The sequence below is a fragment of the Deinococcus malanensis genome, assembly GCF_014647655.1.
In the GTDB taxonomy this organism is placed as follows: domain Bacteria; phylum Deinococcota; class Deinococci; order Deinococcales; family Deinococcaceae; genus Deinococcus; species Deinococcus malanensis.
Window position 1 is genome coordinate 125,490 of record NZ_BMPP01000009.1, and the last position, 21,912, is coordinate 147,401.

A 21,912-nucleotide genomic window follows, 5' to 3' on the forward strand; every position below is an offset into this window, starting at 1 on the left:
TGCCTCGCTGGCCCTCTGCCGCCTCTCCCTGTGCTTTAGGCCGTTTCCTGTAACCAGCGGATCCAGGGGCGGCCCACGGGCTCAGCCTCCTCAGGTACCGCTGCCGAGTGTTGCCAGGCACGAAAAAGAGGCAGTGGAATCGGAGCACTGGCCACCCGTCCTGTACGTGCCCGGTGCCGGTGCCACTGCCGGGCCAGAAGTTCGATGGCCTCTGGTGCAGGGCCGCTCAGGTCGCGCCGCTGCCCCGCTGGCGCACCCTGCACCACCTGTGCCAGACACCGGGCCACAGCACTGACTTCTACCGGCTGCAACGTGACGCCTGTTGGCACCAGCGTGACAGGGCCCAGGGTGAGTTTTCCCAGGAGGTCCGCGACAAACTTGTGAAACTGGGTGGACCGCTGGATAGTCAGGCGCAGGCCGCTCGTCCTGAGCCGGCGCTCAATCTCCAGCTTCTCGCGGTAGTAGGGTGCCCCCTGCATGCGTTCGAGACCACTGATACTCATATAGACGAAATGCTCTATGTGGCGGTCCTGCACTGCACCGAGCAGGGCACTGGTCATCTGCAGATCCTTGCCCGGCCTGAGCGGCTGGGTCGCGAGGTGCACGACCCGGCTGACCCCGTCCAGTCCCCGCTGCAGGGTCGCTGCACTGTTGAGGTCGCCCGTGACCCAGGTCAGTCCCGCCGCCTGCGGCCCAGGGCGCCGGCTGATGGCCTGGACCGCTCTGCCCTGCTCCAGCAGTTCGCCGATGACCCGACGCCCCAACTGCCCCGATCCCCCCGTTACCAGCACAGCGTCCATTCTCTGCCCTCCTGAAAACCTGTCTCTGGCTGGAACAGCCGGGCCCGGCCGATGGCTTTGCCTACTGTCCTCTGCGCCAGGTGATGCCGCAACTTCCAGGGGAATCACGAGGGTCTTCTGGCCCGCCGCGCCTCACAGCTGGTTGCAGGACAGAGCCCTGACCCGAATTCCAGGCCTGAACCCCGTCTGGCCCAGGGGGTCGCGGAACCAGGCCGACTTCGAATGCGCACGGTCCTGGCGCCAGGACCGTGCCTCTCAGGCCCGCTCAGGTGCCAGACTTTCGCGCAGCCAGGCCTGAAATTCACTGCTGGCCCGGTCAAACGGAAGCGCGACAATCTCCGGAACCTCATAGGAATGCAGTTCCTTGATGCGCTGTTCAAGATCCGGATAGACGTCGCCGGTGGTCTTGATCAGCAACAGGCTCTCCGGGTCCTCGGCGACGTCGCCATGCCAGCGGTAGATGCTCTGCACCCCGCCCACGATATTCACGCAGCCAGCCAGCCGCTCCGACACGAGGATCCGCGCGAGTTCGTGGGCGCGTTCAGGAGGCACGGTAACCAGAACCACAAGTGACATAACACCCCCAGGATACGCCGGCTGGGCGCGCCGGAGCGGCGCGGTTGCGTTTGTAAATGTTCCCACAACTACGTTCCGGTCCAACCCCTGACAGGCTGATGTTACGCTGCAGGATATGCGGACCGCCGTCCTGATCGTGATTGTCGTGCTGCTGGGGCTTTTTGCGGTTTTGAACACCAATGCGCTGATGTTCCCCCATACCCTGAGCCTGGGGTTCGTGACCTACAGCGGGGTGCCAATGGGACTGATTCTGCTGATCCTGGCCGTCGCCCTGGCGCTGCTGTTCTATTTCTGGGCAGGATTGTCCAGCCTGCGCGCCCAGGCAGACAGTGCCAAACTGCTGCGTGACATGGAAGCCCTACGTCACAGCCTGGATGCGCAGGAAAGCAGCCGCTTCGCGCAGTTGCAGACGCACCTCGACAGCCGTATGGACGCGCTCGGAGACGGACGGGGACAGCACGACATGACCGACGTCAATGCCCGTATCGACGCCCTGCAGCGTGACGTAACGCTGCAACTCGCGCAGCTCGACGATTACCTCAAGCGTCGGCTGGGCTGAGCCTGCTCCTGCGGCACAGACCAGGATGTCTGGTCCATTCTGGCCGCATGGTCCGGCAGAAGTCCGCTTCTGAACCCGGTGCAACCTGGAGCGGAAAGCGCGACTAGAATGCGTTCTTAAGGAGAGTCGAGTACATGGCCCTAGATCGTTTTTTCCGGCGGCGCCGGCCACAGCAGCAGAGCGGCGCGGACCTGCCCGATTTGTGGACGAAATGCCCCAGGTGCAAGGAGGGGCTTTACAACCGTGAACTGGAACAGAATGCCCATGTCTGTCCCAGATGTGGACACCACTTGCGCCTGGACGCACAGAAACGCGTAGAAGTCCTGCTGGACGAGGGCAGCTTCGTCCAGCTTTCAGGCGCAGTACACCCCACCGACCAGCTGGGCTTCGTGGATACCGAGGCCTACACCGACCGTCTGAAGCGTGCGCAGCGCAAGGCCGGCCGGCCCGACGCGATCCTGACCGGGACCGGCCGGATCGAGGGGCTGAGTGTCACGCTGGCTGTGATGGACTTTGCCTTCAGTGGCGGCAGCATGGGCAGCGTGGTGGGCGAGGAGATCGCCCGCGCCGCCGAACATGCCGCTTCACATGATCTGCCACTGATCATCGTGACGGCCAGTGGGGGGGCGCGCATGCAGGAAAGTGCCCTGTCCCTGATGCAGATGGCCAAGACCACCGTGGCGCTCGAACGCCTGACCGAAAAGGGCCTGCCCTACGTGAGTGTCCTGACCGACCCCACCACCGGGGGCGTGACCGCCAGCTTCGCCACCGTAGCCGATGTCATTGTGGCCGAGCCCGACGCCCTGATCGGCTTTGCCGGCCCGCGCGTGATTCAGCAGACCATCCGTCAGCACCTGCCCGAGGGCTTTCAGCGCGCCGAGTTCCTGCTGACGCACGGCATGGTGGACGACGTGGTGGACCGCCGCGAGCACCGGGAGTATCTGGCCCGGCTGCTGCGCGTGCTGCTGCGTTGCCCGGCCCAAGCGCCTACGCTGGAGCTGCCTGCGGGGGAGGTAGGCGTATGACCACCGATACCCTGCGTGAACTTGAAGCCCGCGTGCGCGACCTGGAAGACACTGCCCACCGCACCGGCCAGAATCTCGACGCGGCCCTGAGCCCCCTGCGCGGCGAGGTGCAGCGCCTGCGCGAGCAGAAACAGCAGGACATGAGTCGCTGGGAACGGGTGCAGCTCGCACGCGCCCCAGGCCGCCCCACCGCCCTGGATTACGTGGACCGGCTGTGCACCGAATTCACCGAACTGCACGGCGACCGCCGCTATGGCGACGACCCCGCCCTGATCGGTGGCCCGGCACGCTGGCAGGGGGTGCCGGTCATGCTGCTGCTGCAGCAGAAGGGCCGGGACACCAAAAGCAAGATCAAGCGCCGTTTTGGCAGCGCCAACCCCGAGGGCTACCGCAAGGCCGTGCGCCTGATGGACATGGCGGACAAATTCGGGCTTCCGGTGGTCTCACTGGTAGACACCCAGGGCGCCTACCCGGGCCTGGAGGCCGAGGAACGTGGACAGGGCTGGGCCATTGCCGAAAGCATTCGCCGCATGTTGAACCTGCGGGTGCCGGCCATCAGTGTGGTCATCGGTGAGGGGGGTTCCGGCGGTGCGCTGGCGGTCGGGGTGGGCAACCGCGTGCTGATCCAGGAAAATGCCTGGTACAGCGTAATCTCCCCCGAAGGTGCGGCCAGCATCATCTGGAAGGACGCTGCCAAGGCCCCGCTGGCTGCCGAGGCCCTCAAGCTGACGGCGCCGGACCTGCTGGAGATGCGCATCGTGGAGGAAGTGATTGCCGAACCTGCCGGAGGCGCCCATCTGGACGCCGACGCTGCGGCTGCGCGGGTGGGCGAGGCGGTCAGCCGGCACCTGCGGGAACTGTCCAGCCTGGACCCCACCGCGCTGGTGCACCAACGGCACGAACGGTTCCGGGCCCTGGGTGCCTTCACTGAGGTGTGAACCCCTGTCTCCAGCGGCCACTGCGGGTCCTGGCACTGTGCCTGGGCAACATCTGCCGCAGCCCGCTGGCCGAGGCTTTGCTGCGCCGTGAGCTGCAGGCGGCAGGTGTGCCGGCCGTAGTGGACAGCGCCGGCACGGCACCGTGGCATGCTGGGCGCCCGGCCGACCCCTGCAGCCGTGAAGTGGCCCGCCGCCACGGCCTGGATCTGGGCGGCCGGGCGCGGCAGCTGGACCTCGCCGACTTCTACGAGCAGGACATGATCCTGGCTATGGACGCCATGAATCTCAGCGACGCCCGGCGCCTGAGCCCACCGAACGCGGAAGCCCGGATTCGTCTGATGCGTGACTTCGACCCTGAAGTGCCCGGCGCCGACGTGCCGGACCCCTACACCACTGGTCCGGAAGGCTTTGAGACGGTTTACCGCATGCTGGAACGCAGTGCCCGCACTTTTGCCGCGCGGGCCGGTGAAGGGCACCTGTGGGAAACAGGTGAGAACGGCAGGGTAGACTGAGGATTATGGACAACCGCACGAACCTCGACGACTACCTCGCGGGACTGGGCATCAGCGACGCGGACGAGAGCGCACCGCCGCCACCCGCGCCGGACGCCGCGCCCGCCATGGCGCCCACCCTGGGTGCCGCGCTTGAGGATCCCCGTGTGGTTCTGGAACGCTTTCTGCGCGGTGTGGTTGCCCGGATTGACCCCGAACTCAGCGTGACGGTCACCCAGGGTGAAGACGCCCTGGAAGCCGAGATCACCGGTGAGCAGGCTGCGCGCCTTGCCGGACGTGACGGGCGGACCCTGGGTGCCCTGGAGGTGCTGGCCTACACGGTGCTGGCCAAGCTGGAAGGCCGCAGCGAACAGCGCGTGCGGGTGGACATCGGTGGCTACCGCAAGCGGCAGGCCGACACACTGTCCAAGCTGGCCGAGAGGCTGGCAGTGCAGGTCGCCAAAAGTGGTGAGCCCCACGAACTGCAGCCCATGCCAGCCGCCGAGCGGCGCATCCTGCACATTACCCTTAAGGAGCATCCTGACGTGATGACCGAGTCGGTAGGCGAAGGGGCTTCCCGGCGGCTGATCATCAAACCCCGGCACGGCTAGGACTGGTGGCGCGGGGGCCGGAGGCGTGTTCCTCCGGCTCCGTTCCTCTGCTTTTTCAGGAGAAACATGGCGACGGTGCGTGAATGGTTCCAGGCGGCAACGCAGCAGCTGGCAGAAGCGGGCGTGTCCTCTCCTGCCGTGGACGCCCGGGCGCTCGTGGAGCATACCCTGGGCCTCTCCCCCACCGACCTGTTGCTGCGCGGTACCGGGGAGGTTTCCTCGGAGGACGCGGCCCGGCTGGCAACAGTGCTGGAGCGGCGTGCGGCCCGCGTCCCGCTGCAACACCTGCTGGGTGAGGTGGAGTGGGGCGGGATGCGGCTGCGCAGCGACGCGCGGGCCCTGGTTCCCCGCCCCGAGACCGAGTGGCTGCTTCACCTGATCGTGCAGGAGCTCTGCGCCGTGTCCTCTCCCCGCGTGCTCGATGTGGGTACCGGAAGCGGCGCCCTGGCCCTGGGGCTCAAAGCCGCCCGCCCCGACGCCCATGTCTGGGCCACCGACATCAGTCCTGAGGCGTTGACGCTGGCCCAGGAGAATGCAGCCAGCTGCGCCCTGGACGTGACCCTTGTACAGGGCAGCCTGCTGGCCGGTCTGGCCGGACCGTTTGACCTGATTGTCAGCAACCCGCCATACCTGCCGGAGGACGACCGCCTTGAGGCCGACCCGGAGGTGCAGCACGACCCCCCTCTGGCCCTGTATGCCGGCGCGGATGGGCTGGAGCTGGCCCGGCCGCTGGCGGTCCAGGCGGCTGTGGCCCTAGCACCGGGCGCGCCGCTGTGGTTGGAACTCGACCCCCGCAATGCCAGCGTTTTTGCCGCCGAACTGCATTCCGGTGGCTGGAACACCACCGTTCATGCTGACCTGACCGGGCGGGAGCGGTTTGTCCGGGCCTCACCCGGCCATGAGAGAATGCCGGGCGTATGACCGAACCGGCCGCCCGCCCTGCTCCCAAGAAAGCCCGCACTAAGATTCCGAAGACCATATGGGATCTGGTCTTCACGCTGCTGATTCCCATTCTGATCCTGACCCCCAACGTGCTCGGAGAGGGCATCGGGGTGGCCAGCCTGCTGGGCGGCGGGCAGACCGGCAACATCCGCGCCTACCTGCTGGCCGCGCTGATTCCGGTGGCTTACGTGCTGTGGGACATCCTGAAAAATAAGAATGTCAGTCCGGTGGCGCTGTTCGGTGGGGCTGGCGCCATCGTCTCCGGCGCGCTGGCGTTCTGGTACGTGGACGGCTTCTGGTACGCCATCAAGGACAGTGCCCGCATGTACCTCACGGGAATCCTGTTTCTGATCAGCGCCGCGACCAGCGTGCCGCTGTTCCGGATCTTCCTGGACGCCACGACCATCACGGAAAGCCCCGAAGACCGCGCCGCCACCCAGCAGGCCCTGCGCGACCCCGGCGTGCACCGCGGGCTGGTACTGGGAACTGTGGTCTTCGCGGTGGTAGACCTGATCGGCGGAGTCATCAACAGCGTCGTGAACTATCAGCGTGTGGTGGCCCGCTTCGGCAGCGACGCTTTCAACGCCCAGGTGGCGGAAGTCAACGCCATCATGCGTGTGCCAGGAATGATCGTCAGTTTCCTGGGGGTCTTCGCGGCGATCTGGTTTGTGCAGCGGGCCGTGAAAGCGCGCTACGGTGCGGACGCCAGCATTTTTGAGCCGGCCAAGCTGGCCCAGAAGCAGCGGGGGGAGACTCCGACCCTCAAATCCTGAGCACTTCCGCCCGGACGGCGGTCTGGCGGCAAACGGATGGGCTCAGGAAACCCGGCCTGCGTATCACCACCATCGCCTGCCTGTACCTGGCACGCAGCAAAAGACCTTTCCGGTCCGTCCGGGAGGTCCTTTACCCTGTCCATCCCTGATTTCAGGCAGGTTCCGGGCTTTCTCCGGTGCGGGCGCGGCGTTTCTGGTAGGCGCCGGTCAGCAGCTCGGCGATGTACTCGCGGGTAAAGGGCATGCCGCTCGCCTCGGCCGCCGAGATCTCCGAGTCGCGGTCATAGGTCAGGCGCACGAACGTCGCGCTGTGCGAAGGGTTGTCCGGCTGAAATTCCAGCAGCAGGTAACAGGGAAGCGTGCTGTCCAGCGGATTGCCCACGCTGCCGCAGTTGATCAGCGGACGGCCTTCCACGTCGAGCATCAGGGCCTCGTGCACGTCGGCGTAAACCAGGGCGTCGGCATGCTCGCGCAGCGCATACTGCGGATTGGGCCGGAAGGCGTCGAGCTGCTCGGCCAGACTGCTGTGCGGGTAAAGGCGGTGAAAGAGGCCGTGACTGCTGGCATGCACAAAGCGCCACCACGCGCCTCCGAACTGTTCCTCGATGCCGTACGGGAGCTCCTCAAGGTAGGTCAGCTGCGCGGCAGTAAGTTTGCTGCGGGGCCACAGGTCCTGTGGGCGGTGTGTGGCCCCGGCGACCCGGGCGTCCCAGTTGCCCTGGATGACGCGCGTGGCATGCGCCTGCGTCCATTCCACGACTTCCCTGGGCCGAGGTCCCTTGCCCACCAGATCGCCCAATACCCAGATTTCCGTGACCCCGCGCCGCTGCAAGTCGGCATGAACCGCGAGCGTTGCCGCCAGGTTGGCGTGCAGGTCCGCGAGAATGGCGAGGCGAATCATGAGGGAAGTCTAGCCCAGCCCCTCCCTTTCGCCCCCGGAACTTGAAATTCGCCTAAACCTCCTCTCAGCCGGAGAGGGGACTCAGGGCCACCAGCATGCGCCAGGTCACCAGCGCAGCAGCGATCAGACCGGCCAGATTCACGGTCAGTGGCGCACGGCCCCCGTGTGCATGACGTGCGCCGCTCCAGCCCAGTCGCAGGTTGACCAGCGCCAGCATCAGCAACGCGGCGTCCAGGGCATCGACCTGTGTCTGTCCGCCGAGGGTGACCGGATAGGACACGCTGAAGGTCAGGGCCACGAGCACAAAGGCAAGCAGCAGTTGCGGCAGATAGGGCGGCACACCCGCAGCAGAGCATGCCGCACGCTGCTGCTTCAAGAGACGGGGCTGAAGTTCAGCCCAGCTCGTGGTACTGGCCGCGGAAATACACCAAGGGGTCATCGTCGGTGTAGCGGCTGTATTCGACGAAGCCCAGGTACAGCGTGTGGTCACCGGCCGCAATGACCTGATGCTTGCGGCACACGAGCTGCGCAATCGCGCCGCCGATCAGCGGCAGACCCTCGTGCTCGAACCAGGAAACCTGCTCCTCGGCTCCCGGGCGGCCGGCAAAGTGATCGCTGAGGTGCGCCTGGGTGGCGCTCAGGATATTGACCCCGAAGTGCGTGACCCGGTCTTCGGACAGCAGGGCGTGCATCTGGGCTCGGTCATCTACACTGACCAGAATGAGCGGCGGCGTCAGGCTGACCGAGACAAATGCACTGGCGGTCATGCCGCGCCTTTCGTGGCCGTCTCTGGCCGTGATCACCGTCACGCCGCTGGCAAAACGTCCCAGCGTCTGCCTGAATTCGAACGGAGGAATGCCGACATCTGGCGTGGTCATGTCTGGAGTCTACCTGCCCACCCTGCCTCTGGCCGCCGTGGTGCCGGTCCAGCGGCAGCGTATTTGCGGCCCCGGCCTTAAGGTGGGGCAGGCAGCTTATCGGTCTCGCGGACCGGATCGGGCAGGGGCGCGGGGGCCTGCACCGGCATGGCCACGGGCTTAGGCAGCCGCACCAGCAGATCCGGCAGGCGCACGATGCCACGCGCAGGGACGGTGTCCACCCAGCGTTGGCCGCTGACCCGCACCTCGTAGCGGCCGGGTTCCAGGGTGAGAAAGCCGTAGTAACCGTTGCCGTCGGTCAGGCTCTGGGCGATCTGCCGGCCACCCTGCCACACCGTCACCTGGTGGTGTCCTGGCACCGCCGTGCCGGTGATGCGGCCCATCAGCCCGCGCGAGGTCGGAGCGGTATCGGTCCAGCGGACCGGAGTGGCCAGGGCGGCGCCTGGCGCAGTCAGGGCCTCACGCACCGCTGTCAGCCCCTGCGCGCCACTTTCTCTGGCATTGAAGACATTCAGGGTCGGCGTGCGGTAGGAGTAGCCCACCCAGCCCAGGCCCGCACGCACGCTGCGCGCGGCCTGAGACGCGGTTACCTCAGGCGTATTGAGGTACATGGCCGTGCCCGAGGCCACGGCGGCACCCTGGCCGTCCTGACGGGAGCGGACGCTGTGGGCAAAGGCATTCCAGCCGTCGAACCAGGCGGTCTGATCGTTGACTCCGTCGCGCTTGTAATTCATCAGGACGTTCAGGTCGATCAGTCCCTCGTTCATCCAGCCCAGCCAGTCCTGCATGACTTCCAGATAGGTCCGGGTACGCCGGAACCCGGCGCGGTCCCCTGGTGCGGGTGGCCGCACGTAGGTGATGGTGGCAGCGCTGACCCAGGCGTCCGGTTTCAGGGTCTTGACCTCCAGGGCGATGCGCCGCACCAGTCCGGTGATCTGGTCGCGCTTCCACTGCTGCCAGCGCGCGTCGTTGCCGGCAGGAACGCCTTTGGCACCCGTCTCGGCGCGGTAGCGGGCCAGTACCTTCGGGTCATAGCCCCACACGCCACCGTCCGGGTAGCGGATGCGGTCAAGCTGCACGCCGTCAACCGGGTAGTTCCTGACCAGACTGACGACCCCGGCGGCCATGTACTCGGCTGCCTCAGGAATGCCCGCGTCCAGCCAGCCGTCCCGGCCTTCGAGCCAGCTGTTGTCCGGCCGCCGCGCCATCCAGGAGGCCTTGCCACTTTGCGGGCCATGCGCGCGGGTGACGTGCCGGGGGTTGCTGTTGGGAGCCGCGGTGTTGGAGATCCCCGTCACGCTGGCCCAGGCGATCACCTTTATTCCACGGGCATGGGCCAGCTCCGTCACCAGGGCCAGCGGATCAAAGTTTTTCTCCAGATCCGCGTCCGTGACCACGGGAAGGGTGCTTTTCAGGCACAGGCAGTCGCCCCGCCGGATCGCCTGGACAAACAGCGTGTTCACGCCCAGCTTTACCGCGTCATCCACGGTCTGGCGGACCTGCGCGCGGGTCTTCAGGCCGGGGCCGAAGGCGTCCACCCACAGGCCCCGCAGGGCAGAGCCGGGAGCCGCCACCGCCGGCGGAGGAACAGCAGCCACAGGAGCGGGGCCCTGTGCCTGTGCGGCACCAAGCGTCAGAGACAGGGAAAACAACGCCAAGCGGCGAAAGGAGATGCTCATGGGGTCAGGCGGCAGGCTAGCGCACGCCTGCATCTGGCAGGTGAGGCTCCTGAGTTTCTGTGGCGGTCAGCCCAGCCTCAGACTTCAGCGTCCTCGTCGTCCACGTCACTTTCCGGCGTCACAGCGGGAACGTTGCGGTTCTTGCCGATTTCACGGACCCGGCCATTAAAGCGGCTCTTGATGTCCTCATACATCGGGTGGGCACGGATGTCAGCCGGCCGGCCGGCCGTGGCCGGAGCGCTGGGCTCGGCGGCCGCAGGAGCCGGTGGGGCGGCCGGGCGGGGCCGCTGAGGCACATACTCGGTAAACGGTGAATCGCCCAGGTCGGGTGGAACCTCGCCGGCAAACTGACCGCCGATCTGGCCCCAGTCGGGCTCTTCGGTGATGGGCTCGACGACATACAGATCACGGCTCTGCCCGCCCGCAGGCAACTGGTCCCCTCCCTGGGCGTCGGCAGGAGCCTGCGGCCCGTCGGCGACATGTCCCGTATCCCAGGGCGCGGGCGAGTGGACAGGCAGTGGTGAGCGCGCCACATCGTCCGGACTGGCCGGCGGCACCCGCTGCTCTGTCTGGGAACGCTCGACCACCTGTGGGCGTGGTGGTGGGGCGTCCAGCGTGGCCACAGCGGCAGGCCGGGATGCAGGGCGCTGGGCCGACGCCTGGGGGCCGGCCTCCACCGGCTCGAAGGCCGGACCACGGCTGCTGGTGCGCCGGGGCGCAGGATCAAAAGGCGCGATTTCGGGTGTGGCCGCGGCCGGTTCAGTTCGCGTGGCCCCGCCCGGTGTGGGGAGGGAGGGTGACTGGACTGGGGCAGCTGGGGCTTCCGCCGGGCCGACATGGCTGGCCGCCCCACCCAGACTGAGCTTGCGGCTCCCTTCGGGCGCGATCAGCTCGAAGGTGACCGGCCCGAACACCTTCAGGACCAGTTTGGCCACATCATCAAACTTACCCGCGATCTGCTTGGCATGAAAGGCGTTCTTGTCGTCATAGCTGAGGCTGACATAGCCCGGCTCGGCGTGCATGCGCGCAGGCTTCAGAAAGGCCTTGAGCTGCATGCTGGCCTGCCGGACCACGTCCACCCAGCTGCCCTGAACCGCCGCTGGCGCGGCCGCTGGAGCCACCTGGCCCAGCGCCTGCGCCGCCACTTCGCGCACCGGAGCCGGACCCCTGCGTGCCCCCGGGTCGAAGTCAGCCACGGGTGCCGCAGGGGCCTGAACGCCCGATGCCCCACCGGCCCGCAGTGAGCTTACTTCCTTCTCCAGACGGTTGAGCCGTTGTGCCAGATCTGCGGGAATGCTGGCTGCCGGTGCATTTGACGATGCAGCTGTACTGCCTGCACCACCATCGGCCGCCAGCAGGGCGTGGGTCAGGGCCAGTTCCAGGCTCTGCTGGTCGGCACTGCGGACAAAGCGGGCCTCCTGCTCGTCCAGGGCGGCCTGCAGCCTGAGCAGCCGGGGAACATCGGCCCCCTCGAGCCGCTCGCCGCTGAGGCCCAGTTCGGCGTGCAGCGCCGTGCCCACCGCTGAGACCAGCCCCTCGACCACCGTGCGCGCCGCGAAGCCGTCGCGGTACAGCTGCGCCGCGCCCTGCAGGGCACTCCCGGCGTCACCCAATACCAGGGCGCCGGCGATGCCGCGCACCCGTTCACCCGGAGGCAAGCCCAGCGCTTCTTCGACCCCGACGCGGGTGACGGCCGTTCCGGCGGCCAGCATGCGTTCCAGCAGGCTCTCGCCGTCGCGCATGGCGCCGTCGGCGAGGCGGCCGATCAGCTGCAGGGCGTCGGGCTCGGCGCGTACCCCCTCCTTCGCGGCCAGCCCAGTGAGCTTGCCGGCAATCTCCTCGGCGGTCAGGCGGCGGAAGCGGTAGTGCTGGCAGCGCGACAGAATGGTCGGGATGATCTTTTCGGGCTCGGTGGTCGCCAGGATGAAAATTACGTGCGAGGGTGGCTCTTCCAGCGTCTTGAGCAGCGCGTTGAAGGCCGCTCGCGACATCATGTGCGCCTCGTCCAGAATGTAGATCTTCTTGCCGCCGCGCATGGCCGCCAGCGAGACCTTTTCCCGCAGGTCACGGACGTCGTCGACGCTGTTGTTGCTGGCCGCGTCGATTTCCAGAACGTCCGGATGGGACCCGGCGCGCACCGACAGGCAGCTCTCGCAGTCTCCGCAAGGCCTGGGCAGCGGTCCGGTGCAGTTGGCGGTCATGGCGATCAGGCGCGCGGTGGTCGTCTTACCGACGCCGCGCGGCCCGGAAAACAGGTACGCGTGGCCCACCCGCCCCTGCTCCAACGCGGCACGCAACACGTCTTTGACGTGCTCCTGGCCCACCACCTCGTCCCAGCGGATAGGCCGGGCACGCTGATAGATGGCGCTCACAGGTGCACCTGCACAGCAGCGGCGCCCCCGTACCCAGCGGCCGCACAGCAGGAAGTGGCCTGCCGGAAAACCTGCCTGCAGAGCGGCATATCCTCCACTGACCACTTCCTGCTGTCGCCTGGGCTCTTCACCCCTTCAGTCTAGTCGTGCAGACAGGGGCAGCGCGGTGATTCACTTTGCACTCCCCCACAGGGGGCGCACCTCGCAGTGTCCGGTCTTTACGCAGTGTCCGAGGCTCTACTGGGCGCCTTCCTGCTTGTAGCCGGTGGCAGTCCAGCCGCAAGGACCGGTGCGCTTGAGGTACACCACCCCCTGATAGGTGGCGCCGATAGCCTTACCGTCACGGCGCTGGGTGGCCCGCAGGGTCAGCAGCCCGCGCACCGTGGCACTGTTGCCGGCAACCTCAGCGTCCTGGACCTTCACGTCGTAGGCCACATCGTTGTACTGCAGCCGGTAGAAGAAGGCCGCGACGTCAAGCCTGCCGCGGGCAGTGCTGATGGCCGCCACGCGGGCGGCCTCCTGGTCCTGGGCGGGAGTACAGCCGGCGGCGGGTACGGCGGCAGGTGCAGCGGCAAATGCAGCGCCTCCCAGCAGGGCAGCGGACACGGTCAGGGCAGGCAGGATTCGTCTCATCCCGGGGGTTGTACCAGGGGACGACATGAAGAACCTCAGTCCAGCCTGAGAGGGCCGAAGCAGAAAGGCGGCCCTCCTCACATTGATGGGCCCAGCCGCCCGGCCCTCGGCTCAGTACTTGTAGAAGCCCTGCCCGCTCTTGCGCCCCAGCAGCCCGGCCTGCACCATCTTGCGCAGCAGTGGGCTGGGACGGTATTTGTCGTCTCCCAGTCCCTGATGGAGCACCTCCATGATGGCCAGGCAAGTATCCAGTCCGATGAAGTCAGCCAGCGTGAGCGGTCCCATGGGGTGGTTCATGCCCAGTTTCATAATGCCGTCGATGGCCTCGGGCTCCGCCACGCCTTCCATAACGCACTGAATGGCCTCGTTCAGCATGGGCATCAGGATGCGGTTGCTGACAAATCCGGGGAAGTCGTTGCAGGACAGCGGGGTCTTGCCCATCTTCTGAGCGGTCTCGGTAACGATCCGGGTCGTCTCATCGCTGGTGCTGTAGCCCCGGATCACTTCCACCAGCGCCATCAGCGGCACCGGATTCATGAAGTGCATCCCGATAAAGCGCTCCGGACGGCCTGAGGCGCTGGCCAGAGCCGTGATCGGAATCGAGCTGGTGTTGCTGGCCAGGATCCCTTCGGGCTGGACGATCTCCCCCAGCTTCCGGAACAGCTCGGCCTTGACCGCCTCGTTCTCCACGATGGCTTCCACCACCAGATCGCAGTCCGCGAAGTCCGACAGCTCGGTCGTGAAGCGGATGCGGCCCAGGATCTCCTCCGGCGTGCCGGTCAGCTTTCCCTTCTCGTGCAGCTTGGCAAGGCTCTTTTCGATGACGCCCCGGCCCCGGTCAAGAAAAGCCTGCTGAACATCCTGCACGACCACGTCGAATCCGCTCTGTGCTGCGACCTGGGCGATACCGCCGCCCATCTGGCCTGCTCCGATGACTCCAAATTTCATGTGTTCTCCTTCTATGGGGCGCACCACCGGCTCCTGAATGACGACATGGTCACGCCTGCGCCCCCATGCGGTCGACCTCGCAGATTGCCGCCGTGCCCGGCCTGCAGCCCGTGCGAACCAGGGCTCTAAGCGGTCGTAAACCAGTTCCAGGCCAGCCAGCGGCCCTGCCCGACCCCAAAAAACGTCGCGTCAGAAGCTTCGTCCTTCAGGCACCAGCCGCGTTCGATCCAGCTGATATCCAGCTGAGGGGCGTCCAGGGGCAACGCCAGAAATCGGGCGCACTGCTGCCGGACCTCCTCGGCTGTCAGCAGTGTGGCGCTGCCCAGCGGACCGAACCAGCCCTGATCCCTGAGCCACGTATCCAGTCCGGCCACCTGCCGCCCCATGGCGATATTCAGGTACTGCTCGCTTTCCGGCGGGTCGAAGTCGGGTCCACTAAACGACAGCTGCATCGGTCATTCCACCAGCGGCACGCCGCTGAGCTCCAGGCTGCGGCCGCGCTTGACTGGGGTAAAGGCGGTGTAGCGGTAGGTGCTGCATCCCTCCTTCACGAAGGGATCGTCCTGAAAAATGGCTTCAAGTTGCTCTCGGCTCCCGGCCAGGGCGACAAGCACGCCGCCAGTGCCGTCCAGTTTGCGCCCACTGGTCAGAAAGACCCCACTGACATAGTGTTGGTCGAGCCACTCACGGTGGCGGGGCGTGACGGCCGCCAGTTCGTCACCCGTCTTGAGGTACGTGCTCTCGATAATCCAGAGGGTCGGTTGGCTCATGCTTTCAGCCTAAGCCTTTGCAGCCTCCGGACGGGGCCACAGGCTCAGGGGCGGCCCTACGCTTATCGTGCTTCGTCCTATGTGTCCTCACAACCGCCGGACCGCCATGGCCAGTCCGTTGCCGCCACCCATGCACAGGGTGGCTACGCCGGTTTCCTTGTCCTGCTGCTTCAGGGCGTGCAGCAGGGTCACCAGAATGCGCGCGCCCGACGCACCGATGGGATGGCCCAGGGCCACGGCACCGCCATTCACATTCACCCGCGCGGGATCCAGGCCCAGTTCACGGCTGACCGCCAGACTCTGCACGCTGAAGGCCTCGTTCAGTTCCCAGAGGTCCACGTCGTCAGCATTCATTCCCAGCTTCTGCAGCAGCTTCTGGGTGGCGGGCACCGGGGTCATCATGACCCACTCGGGGGCGAGACCGCCGGTGGCGTAATCAATGATCTCGGCCAGGGGGGTCAGGCCGTGGGTCTGGGCGGCCTCCTCGCTCATGACCAGCAGACTGGCGGCGCCGTCGTTGAGGCCCGGGGCGTTTCCGGCGGTCACGCTGCCGTCCTGCTTGAAGGCGGGCTTGAGCCTGCCCAGCGTCTCGGCGCTGGTATCAGCGCGCGGTCCCTCATCGGTGTCCACCACCACGTCACCCTTGCGGCCCTTGACCGTCACCGGCACGATCTCGTCACGGAATCGGCCTTCCTGGGTAGCGGCGACGGCCTTCTGGTGGCTGGAGGTGGCGAAGGCGTCCTGCTCCTCGCGGCCGATGGCGTACTTCTCGGCCACGCGCTCGCCGGTCAGGCCCATGCCCTCGTTGTTGATCGAGCACCACAGGCCGTCGTGGGTATTGGCGTCAAGCACCTGAGCATGGCCCAGGCGGTAGCCCTTGCGGGCCTGCGGCAGCAAATGCGGAGCATTGCTCATGCTTTCCATGCCGCCGGCCAGCACCGCCTGCTGATCACCTGCGCGGATGCTCTGCGCGGCCAGGATCACGGCTTTCAGACCGCTGCCGCACACCTTGTTGATGGTCAGGGCACCCACCTCATGGCTCAGACCCGCTTTCAGGGCGGCCTGCCGGGCGGGGTTCTGTCCACTGCCGGCCTGCACGACCTGGCCCATGATGACGTCCTCAATCAATCCAGCGGGGAGACCACTGCGCCTGAGCGTTTCGGCCAGGGTGAGAGCTCCCAGGTCAACGGCGCCCACATCAGCCAGAGTTCCCATGAACTTGCCGGTCGGCGTGCGCGAGGCCGCCACGATCACAGCTTTTGACATACCGCCAGTCTAGCAAGCGGAACCTAACGCTCGTTAGGAAGGTGTCCGGCCAGGGTGGTCAGGGCGCGTCCTCCCACCACACCCGGTCAGCGAAACTACCGCGTTCCCGGGCCTTTGTGGCGCGCAGCTCTTCCAGTTCAGCCCGGCTGACGCCGTCCAGTGCCGCCAGGGCGTAAACCACCTCCAGCACGTCGGCCAGCTCGAGCGTCTCGCCGGATTCCAGATATTCCCGCGCCTCTTCCAGCAACTTGTTGCGCAGAGCCACGCGGTACCCGGGGGTGCTGAGAGAAACGTAAACACTGTCCGGCCCACCAAAAAGTTCCGGAATGCGGTCGCGGACCAGTTTGCCCATGCAGCAGTCTAGGTTCAGTCCGCTCAGGCCCGAGCCCGGCTGCCCAGCCGCACCCGCAGGCCGCGCAGTTCAAAGCCCTTGACGACCTCGTTGTAGGACACCTGCGGCTCCTGCACAAGTTCGAGGTCGCGCCATAGCAGCAGGCGGCGCAGGAAGATGTCGCTCTCCCTGATGGCCAGAAAGGCCCCCGGGCAGCGGTGGTGACCGTCCCCGAACGACAGCACCGGAGGCTGCACCCCGCGGGGCAGTGGACGCGCCGGGCACAGCTGCCCGGGATCAGCACCCACCGTCTGGGGGTCCAGATTGGCGTACTGGACGTTTAGGGCCATCAGGCTGCCCTGCGGGATGGTTACGCCGTCCACGGTCAGTTCTGCCTGGGCGCGGCGGTACAGCGTGTTCACGACCGGCTCGAGCCGCAGGATCTCGTGCAGGATGTCATGCCGCTGCTTTTCGGTGCCGTGCACGTAATCGGCGCGCAACTCCGCGTTCTTCAGCAGGTGCCAGGCGGCCACCGTGATGAATTCTCGGGTGGTGACCATCCCGGCAGTGCCATAGGTCAGGCACTCGGTCATGATCTCCAGATCGTTGTAACCGCGCTCCACCAGGTAGCTGATCAGGTCGTCACGGCGCGACCTGCGCCGGGCCTGAATCGCCGGCTTGACGTCCAGCAGGTAAAACAGGCCCAGGTGAGCCTGCTGCCGGAAATGGTCCAGGCGCCCCTGAGGCTGGGCGGCTCCCGGTTCACTGTCACCCTGGCCTTCCACAAACGCCGTGATGCGTTTTTCCAGGCCCGGCAGCCGGCTGCTGGTCAGCCCCACGACCTGCGCCGCCACGTTGACACCCAGACGCAGACTCAGGTCGTCCAGGCTAATTTCACCCTGGCCGGCCAGATCAGCGATCAGGTTGTCGGCCAGCGCGGCGATCATGGGCTGGTACGCGCCGACGGCAGCTGGCGTGAAATACCGGGCCGTGGCGCGGCGCATGTCGTGATGCTCCTCTCCCTCGGCAAACAGGACCGGCATCCGCGTCATCAGGGGCGTGCGGCTGCCCATTTCCCCGGCGGCCTCGGCCATGAATCCGGCCTGACGGACGTCCTCGCTGCGCAGGATGTCGCGGGCAGCCTGGAACGAGTGGATCCGGTAGACGCCGCGGGCATCGCGCTCGACCGACCCGGTGGGCATGGGTCCCGGGCGGCGGGTCCGGCTGGCCGTGGCAGGCTCGGCACTCTGGCCGGTAAAGGGGCAGCGGGCAGGTTCAGAGGCGTGGAAATCGCTGGTCATGACTGGTCTCCTTGAGTGCCGGCGGCCTGGGCAAGCTGCCGCAGCTTGGTGGTCAGCCCGGCCGTGGCCGGTTCTCCCAATTGAGAAAGCAGTGGGGCCACCACTTCCAGAACGGTCTGCTCGGCCTCGGCGTAAAGGAGGCGGCCCTCCGGGGTGGCGCTCACCGTGACCCGCCGGGCGTCGGAATGGGTGCTTTGTCGGGTGACAGCCCCGCCCGTCTCCAGCCGGGAGAGAATCCGGCTCATTTCATACCGTGGCACACCGGTCAGGCGCGCCAAGGCAGCCGGCTGGTCTGCTCCGGGCTCATTGCTCTGAACATAGGCCAGCGTGATAAAAGCGCGCAGATCCAGGCCATGCCGGCTGCTCAGCGCCGCTTCTACCCGGGCCGCCAGCGTCTGCCAGACCTCCCAGAAGGCCTGCAGGAAGGCCATAGGTGAGGCGTCCGAAGCGGGAGTCATCGCTTGATCCTGCCACACTTCATCCAGATTAATTGCAATCTGCAATTAATTTTGCCTGGGACTGGAGTGGGTCTGGTTGTGCTGAATGAGAACAGCCGGACCTTGTGCTCAGAAGGGGTCGTCCACAAACACGCGCCGGATCGCTTCCCGGTCAAGTCCCAGACTCAGCAGCACCAGCAGCAGAATGCGCGCCTTGTGGGCGTTGAGAAAGCTGGCCGGGATGGCGCCTGCCTCGACCAGGGTCGCGCCGCCGCCGGCGTAGCCATACACCGGAATCACCGGCCCGGCGTGCGTGCGGGTGGCAATCACCACGGGTTTGTTGGTGGCCTCGATCAGGGGCAGCAGTTCGCCCGGCAGGTTCCCAGTGCCCAGCGCAGCAATGACCAGCCCGTCGGCCCGCGCAGCCGCCTCTGCGTAGCCTTCCCCGGTCCAGCCGGCGTAGGCATACAGAATGTCAACCCGCGCACCCAGTTGCGTGGGCGTAAACGCCTGACGCGGCTCTGGGCTGGCGAAGAAACGGACCTGAGGCGTCTCCCCCACCCGGTCGATGCGCCCGATGGGGCCGGGGTAGCCCCCGAAAGCGTCCACCGCCGTGCTGTGGACCTTGGTCACCGTGCGGGCGTCAAAGACATCCCCGCCGAACACCACCAGCGGGCCGCGCCCGGCGGTGGCCGGGTGCAGCGCGACCTGTGCGGCGTCGAGCAGGTTGCCCGGGCCGTCCCAAGAGACGGCCCCGGCGTGACGCATGCTGCCGGTCAGCACCACGGGGGCCTTGGTCCGAAGCAGCAGGTGCAGGGCAAAGGCAGTCTCTTCCAGCGTATCGGTGCCGTGCGTGACCACCACGGCGTCATGGGTGGGCGCCAGCGACTCGATCAGCTGAGCCAGCGTCAGCATGTGCGCCGGCGTCACATGCGGGCTGGGCAGGGTGAACGGCTGGTGGTCGGTGACCTGAACGCCCGGCAGGCCGGGCACGGTGGGCGGCGTCTGCGGGGTGAACCCCGGACCATTCGGATTCCGCCGGCTGGCAATCGTGCCGCCCGTATGAATCACCGCAAGTCGCTTCATCTCCCCCGTCCCCCGGCCCGGCGACAGGCCTTCAGCGCCGCCGGCGGGAGACCCACACCAGCGACACCGCAAACACCACCGCACCCAGGGGCAGTTCGGCCCAGGTGGCTTCCACCAGGGGCTGCCCATCCTGGGTCCGCTTGTAAAGTCCGATTCCCACCCACAGCGCGGTGGCCAGCAGGGCCCGGGCGATGTGACGCCAGGTCAGTTTCATCGTGCAGCTACCTGGTTGTCATTCGCGCGCCGCGTCGATCAGCGCCTGGGCCCCCTGGCCCAGCATGTCGCCGGCCAGTTCCGCGCCAATATCGGCGCATTCCGTGGGGTCGCCAATGCTGGTGGCGCGGATGACCTTGCTGCCGTCCAGGGCACCCACCCAGCCTTCCAGGGTCAGCACGCCGCCCTTGATGCTGGCGTGCGCGCCTACCGGGGCCATGCACCCGGCGCCCAGTCCCGCCAGAAACTCGCGCTCGGCGGTGATGCGGTCGTCGGTGCCGTGGTCGTGAATGGCGTAGGCCACCTCGATGGTCAGGTCGTTCTCGGGACCAGAACGGGTCTCCAGCGCCAGGGCTCCCTGTCCGGGAGCCGGCAGCAGGATGTCAGGCTCGACAAACTCGTCAATACGGTGGCGCATCTCGGTGCGGATCAGCCCGGCCGCCGCCAGGATGATTGCGTCGTACTCGTCGCCGGCCAGGGCCGCAAGCCGGGTGTCGATGTTGCCACGCAGATCGATCACCTGCAGGTCCGGGCGGTAGGCCCGCAGGAAGGCCTTGCGGCGCACGCTGCTGGTGCCCACCCGGGCGCCCTGCGGCAGGTCCGCGAGGCGCTTCATGCCTTCCTTGCCGATCAGGACGTCGCGGGCGTCCACGCGCTTGGGAATGCTGGCCACCTCCAGCCCCTCGGGCTGCTCGGTCGGAAGATCCTTGAGGCTGTGTACGGCGATGTCAATCCGTTTCTGCAGCAGGGCGTCCTCGATCTCCTTGACCCAGAACCCCTTGTCACCCTTCTGAGCCATTGTTTCCAGACTTTCGCGGTTTCGGTCGCCTTTTGTGCTGATGGTCTGAATCCGGAAGTCCGTGTCGGGCCATTCCTCCTTCAGGCGGGCGACCACCCACCGGGTCTGAGCGAGCGCGAGAGTCGAACCGCGCGTCCCTACCGTCACCGTACGCATAACCCGCGCAGTATACCTGTGCAGAGGGCTGAGGCACGCGGACGCTTTTCCCGTACCGGGTCACCACACCCTGCAACGCTTGCAGCACAGCGTTGCGCGGATTTGAGCGTGTCCCGCAGCCGGAAGCATGAAGGAGTACCGGGCCGGATCACGGCGTCTGTGCGAGGCCGTCTTACACTGTCCGGGTGACTCTTGAGCAAGCTCAGGCCCCGGCCATAAAGACCGTGCTGGTAATCGTGGGAGGCAGCATGGCAGCGGTGAAGGCGCCTTCCGTGCTGCGCCGACTGCGGGAAGGGGGCGTTCAGGTGCAGGTGATTGCCACCCGCGCCTCGCTGGCCTTTATCACTGAGCTCAGCCTGGCCACTGCGGCCGATGGGCCCGTGGCCACCGATCAGACCTGGTTTGCCGCGCGCCCGGACGCCCAGCACCTCACACTTGCCCGGGCCGACGCCGTGGTGATCGTGGGCGCGTCCGCCGAGCTGATGGCTGGGGCGGCGGGCGGGCACGCCGCCGACCTGGCGCTGGCCACCCTGCTCAGTGTGACGGGGGCGGTGCTGTGGGTTCCGGCCATGAACGAACGGATGTGGCGCCACCCGGCGGTGCAGGGCAATGCCGACCGTCTGCGCGAATGGGGCCACCACTTCCTTGGCCCAGAGACGGGTGCTTTCGGAACGCGTGGGGAGGGCAGTGGGGTGGGCCGCATGGCGGAACCTGAAGACATCGCTGCAGCCACCCTGGCCCTGCTCGCCCCTCCCCGGGCGGCCAGACAGGACCTGGCAGGTGTCAAGGTCGTGGTCTCTGCCGGACCCACCCGCGAATACCTTGACCCGGTGCGCTTTATCAGCAATCCCAGCAGCGGCAAGATGGGCTTTGCTGTGGCCGAGGAAGCCCGGGACCGTGGCGCGCAGGTGACCCTCGTGACCGGTCCGGTCGCCCTTCCCGATCCTGTGGGGATGGACGTGGTGCGCATCGAAAGCGCTCTGGAACTGCGTGACGCTGTCGTGAGGGCGGCAGGTGAGGCAGACCTCGTGGTCATGACCGCCGCTGTGGCCGACTACCGGGCAGCCAGCGCGGCCACCGAGAAACAGGCCAAGGTGGCGGGCGACGTGACCATTCACCTGACTCCCAACCCGGACATCCTGGCCGAGCTGGGCCGCGACAAGGGCAGGCGTGTCCTGATCGGCTTTGCCATGGAGACGCATGCCGGGGTCGAGCGGGCAGCCCTGAAGGCGCAGCGCAAGAATGCGAATTTCATCCTGCTCAATTACCCCACCCGCGCGGGCACCGCGTTTGGCGGCGACAACAATGAAGTCACGCTGGTGCGCCCCGACGGCACCTCACAGGCCTGGCCCCGCCTGAGCAAGCGGGAGGTGGCCCGGCGGCTTCTGGACGAGGCTCGGCCACTGCTTCCCGTCCTCAGTCATTGA

At 66.9% G+C, this 21,912-nt stretch carries 26 protein-coding genes; 8 read left to right on the forward strand and 18 right to left on the reverse strand.

What is annotated here, in order from left to right; genetic code table 11:
• Positions 1 to 35 precede the first annotated feature (35 nt).
• Entirely contained in the window at positions 36 to 800 is a 765-nt protein-coding gene (locus IEY49_RS11990) for an SDR family oxidoreductase (protein ID WP_189008808.1), read from the reverse strand.
• A gap of 255 nt (positions 801 to 1,055) precedes the next feature.
• Positions 1,056 to 1,376, reverse strand: a complete 321-nt coding sequence (gene cutA / locus IEY49_RS11995) for a divalent-cation tolerance protein CutA (protein ID WP_189008812.1) — start codon at positions 1,374 to 1,376, stop codon at positions 1,056 to 1,058.
• A 115-nt stretch (positions 1,377 to 1,491) separates the two neighbouring features.
• Between cutA and IEY49_RS12000 the strand changes: the two genes are divergently transcribed.
• The 7 genes from IEY49_RS12000 to IEY49_RS12030 all read left to right on the forward strand — a co-directional run bounded on the left by IEY49_RS12000 (position 1,492) and on the right by IEY49_RS12030 (position 6,715).
• Positions 1,492 to 1,935, forward strand: a complete 444-nt coding sequence (locus tag IEY49_RS12000) for a LapA family protein (RefSeq protein ID WP_189008815.1) — start codon at positions 1,492 to 1,494, stop codon at positions 1,933 to 1,935.
• A gap of 134 nt (positions 1,936 to 2,069) precedes the next feature.
• Positions 2,070 to 2,960, forward strand: coding sequence for an acetyl-CoA carboxylase, carboxyltransferase subunit beta (gene accD, locus IEY49_RS12005; protein WP_189008817.1), 891 nt, complete (start codon positions 2,070 to 2,072; stop codon positions 2,958 to 2,960).
• Positions 2,957 to 3,898, forward strand: a complete 942-nt coding sequence (locus IEY49_RS12010) for an acetyl-CoA carboxylase carboxyltransferase subunit alpha (RefSeq protein WP_189008820.1) — start codon at positions 2,957 to 2,959, stop codon at positions 3,896 to 3,898. The genes accD and IEY49_RS12010 overlap by 4 nt, the downstream gene beginning before the upstream one ends.
• Positions 3,895 to 4,410, forward strand: coding sequence for a low molecular weight protein-tyrosine-phosphatase (locus IEY49_RS12015; RefSeq protein ID WP_229780765.1), 516 nt, complete (start codon positions 3,895 to 3,897; stop codon positions 4,408 to 4,410). Before IEY49_RS12010 ends, IEY49_RS12015 begins: the two co-directional genes overlap by 4 nt.
• A 5-nt stretch (positions 4,411 to 4,415) precedes the next feature.
• Entirely contained in the window at positions 4,416 to 5,000 is a 585-nt protein-coding gene (locus IEY49_RS12020; RefSeq protein WP_189008823.1) for a Jag family protein, read from the forward strand.
• 66 nt (positions 5,001 to 5,066) lie between these two features.
• On the forward strand, positions 5,067 to 5,921 hold the full coding sequence (prmC, locus tag IEY49_RS12025; RefSeq protein ID WP_189008826.1) for a peptide chain release factor N(5)-glutamine methyltransferase: 855 nt from the start codon (positions 5,067 to 5,069) through the stop codon (positions 5,919 to 5,921).
• Positions 5,918 to 6,715: a VC0807 family protein gene (locus tag IEY49_RS12030; protein WP_189008829.1), complete on the forward strand. Its 798-nt coding sequence runs from the start codon at positions 5,918 to 5,920 to the stop codon at positions 6,713 to 6,715. Before prmC ends, IEY49_RS12030 begins: the two co-directional genes overlap by 4 nt.
• Before the next feature lie 151 nt (positions 6,716 to 6,866).
• Here IEY49_RS12030 and IEY49_RS12035 read toward each other — a convergent pair whose 3' ends face one another.
• The 16 genes from IEY49_RS12035 to hemC all read right to left on the reverse strand — a co-directional run bounded on the left by IEY49_RS12035 (position 6,867) and on the right by hemC (position 20,485).
• The gene (locus IEY49_RS12035; protein ID WP_189008832.1) at positions 6,867 to 7,616 is read right to left on the reverse strand and encodes a metallophosphoesterase family protein; all 750 of its coding nucleotides are present in this window, start codon (positions 7,614 to 7,616) and stop codon (positions 6,867 to 6,869) included.
• 64 nt (positions 7,617 to 7,680) lie between these two features.
• Complete coding sequence (locus IEY49_RS12040) at positions 7,681 to 7,956, reverse strand: hypothetical protein (protein ID WP_189008835.1); 276 nt, start codon at positions 7,954 to 7,956, stop codon at positions 7,681 to 7,683.
• 52 nt (positions 7,957 to 8,008) lie between these two features.
• A complete protein-coding gene (locus tag IEY49_RS12045) occupies positions 8,009 to 8,494 on the reverse strand; it encodes a flavin reductase family protein (protein ID WP_189008838.1) in 486 nt (161 codons plus the stop codon).
• Between the two features lie 77 nt (positions 8,495 to 8,571).
• Positions 8,572 to 10,173, reverse strand: coding sequence for a family 10 glycosylhydrolase (locus IEY49_RS12050; protein ID WP_189008841.1), 1,602 nt, complete (start codon positions 10,171 to 10,173; stop codon positions 8,572 to 8,574).
• Positions 10,174 to 10,250: 77 nt separating this feature from the next.
• On the reverse strand, positions 10,251 to 12,545 hold the full coding sequence (gene dnaX / locus IEY49_RS12055) for a DNA polymerase III subunit gamma/tau (RefSeq protein ID WP_189008844.1): 2,295 nt from the start codon (positions 12,543 to 12,545) through the stop codon (positions 10,251 to 10,253).
• Between the two features lie 237 nt (positions 12,546 to 12,782).
• The gene (locus IEY49_RS12060; protein WP_189008847.1) at positions 12,783 to 13,178 is read right to left on the reverse strand and encodes a hypothetical protein; all 396 of its coding nucleotides are present in this window, start codon (positions 13,176 to 13,178) and stop codon (positions 12,783 to 12,785) included.
• A 111-nt stretch (positions 13,179 to 13,289) separates the two neighbouring features.
• A complete protein-coding gene (locus tag IEY49_RS12065; RefSeq protein ID WP_189008850.1) occupies positions 13,290 to 14,126 on the reverse strand; it encodes a 3-hydroxyacyl-CoA dehydrogenase family protein in 837 nt (278 codons plus the stop codon).
• A gap of 125 nt (positions 14,127 to 14,251) precedes the next feature.
• Positions 14,252 to 14,578 carry a hypothetical protein gene (locus IEY49_RS12070; protein ID WP_189008853.1) on the reverse strand — a complete coding sequence of 109 codons (327 nt, stop codon included), beginning with the start codon at positions 14,576 to 14,578 and terminating at the stop codon, positions 14,252 to 14,254.
• A gap of 3 nt (positions 14,579 to 14,581) precedes the next feature.
• Positions 14,582 to 14,896: a YciI family protein gene (locus IEY49_RS12075; RefSeq protein ID WP_189008856.1), complete on the reverse strand. Its 315-nt coding sequence runs from the start codon at positions 14,894 to 14,896 to the stop codon at positions 14,582 to 14,584.
• Between the two features lie 87 nt (positions 14,897 to 14,983).
• A complete protein-coding gene (locus IEY49_RS12080) occupies positions 14,984 to 16,162 on the reverse strand; it encodes a thiolase family protein (RefSeq protein WP_189008859.1) in 1,179 nt (392 codons plus the stop codon).
• Positions 16,163 to 16,220: 58 nt separating this feature from the next.
• On the reverse strand, positions 16,221 to 16,514 hold the full coding sequence (locus tag IEY49_RS12085) for a nucleoside triphosphate pyrophosphohydrolase (RefSeq protein ID WP_189008862.1): 294 nt from the start codon (positions 16,512 to 16,514) through the stop codon (positions 16,221 to 16,223).
• 23 nt (positions 16,515 to 16,537) lie between these two features.
• Positions 16,538 to 17,794, reverse strand: coding sequence for a cytochrome P450 (locus IEY49_RS12090; protein WP_189008865.1), 1,257 nt, complete (start codon positions 17,792 to 17,794; stop codon positions 16,538 to 16,540).
• Positions 17,791 to 18,252 (reverse strand): MarR family winged helix-turn-helix transcriptional regulator, encoded by a 462-nt coding sequence (locus IEY49_RS12095; protein ID WP_189008868.1) that lies wholly within the window; start codon positions 18,250 to 18,252, stop codon positions 17,791 to 17,793. The genes IEY49_RS12090 and IEY49_RS12095 overlap by 4 nt, the downstream gene beginning before the upstream one ends.
• A 108-nt stretch (positions 18,253 to 18,360) precedes the next feature.
• The gene (locus IEY49_RS12100) at positions 18,361 to 19,317 is read right to left on the reverse strand and encodes an asparaginase (protein ID WP_189008871.1); all 957 of its coding nucleotides are present in this window, start codon (positions 19,315 to 19,317) and stop codon (positions 18,361 to 18,363) included.
• Between the two features lie 31 nt (positions 19,318 to 19,348).
• On the reverse strand, positions 19,349 to 19,531 hold the full coding sequence (locus IEY49_RS12105; protein WP_189008874.1) for a hypothetical protein: 183 nt from the start codon (positions 19,529 to 19,531) through the stop codon (positions 19,349 to 19,351).
• A gap of 18 nt (positions 19,532 to 19,549) precedes the next feature.
• Positions 19,550 to 20,485 carry a hydroxymethylbilane synthase gene (gene hemC, locus IEY49_RS12110; protein WP_189008876.1) on the reverse strand — a complete coding sequence of 312 codons (936 nt, stop codon included), beginning with the start codon at positions 20,483 to 20,485 and terminating at the stop codon, positions 19,550 to 19,552.
• 185 nt (positions 20,486 to 20,670) lie between these two features.
• On the opposite strand from hemC, the gene coaBC reads away from it, so the two are divergent.
• Positions 20,671 to 21,912: a bifunctional phosphopantothenoylcysteine decarboxylase/phosphopantothenate--cysteine ligase CoaBC gene (gene coaBC, locus IEY49_RS12115; protein ID WP_268239042.1), complete on the forward strand. Its 1,242-nt coding sequence runs from the start codon at positions 20,671 to 20,673 to the stop codon at positions 21,910 to 21,912.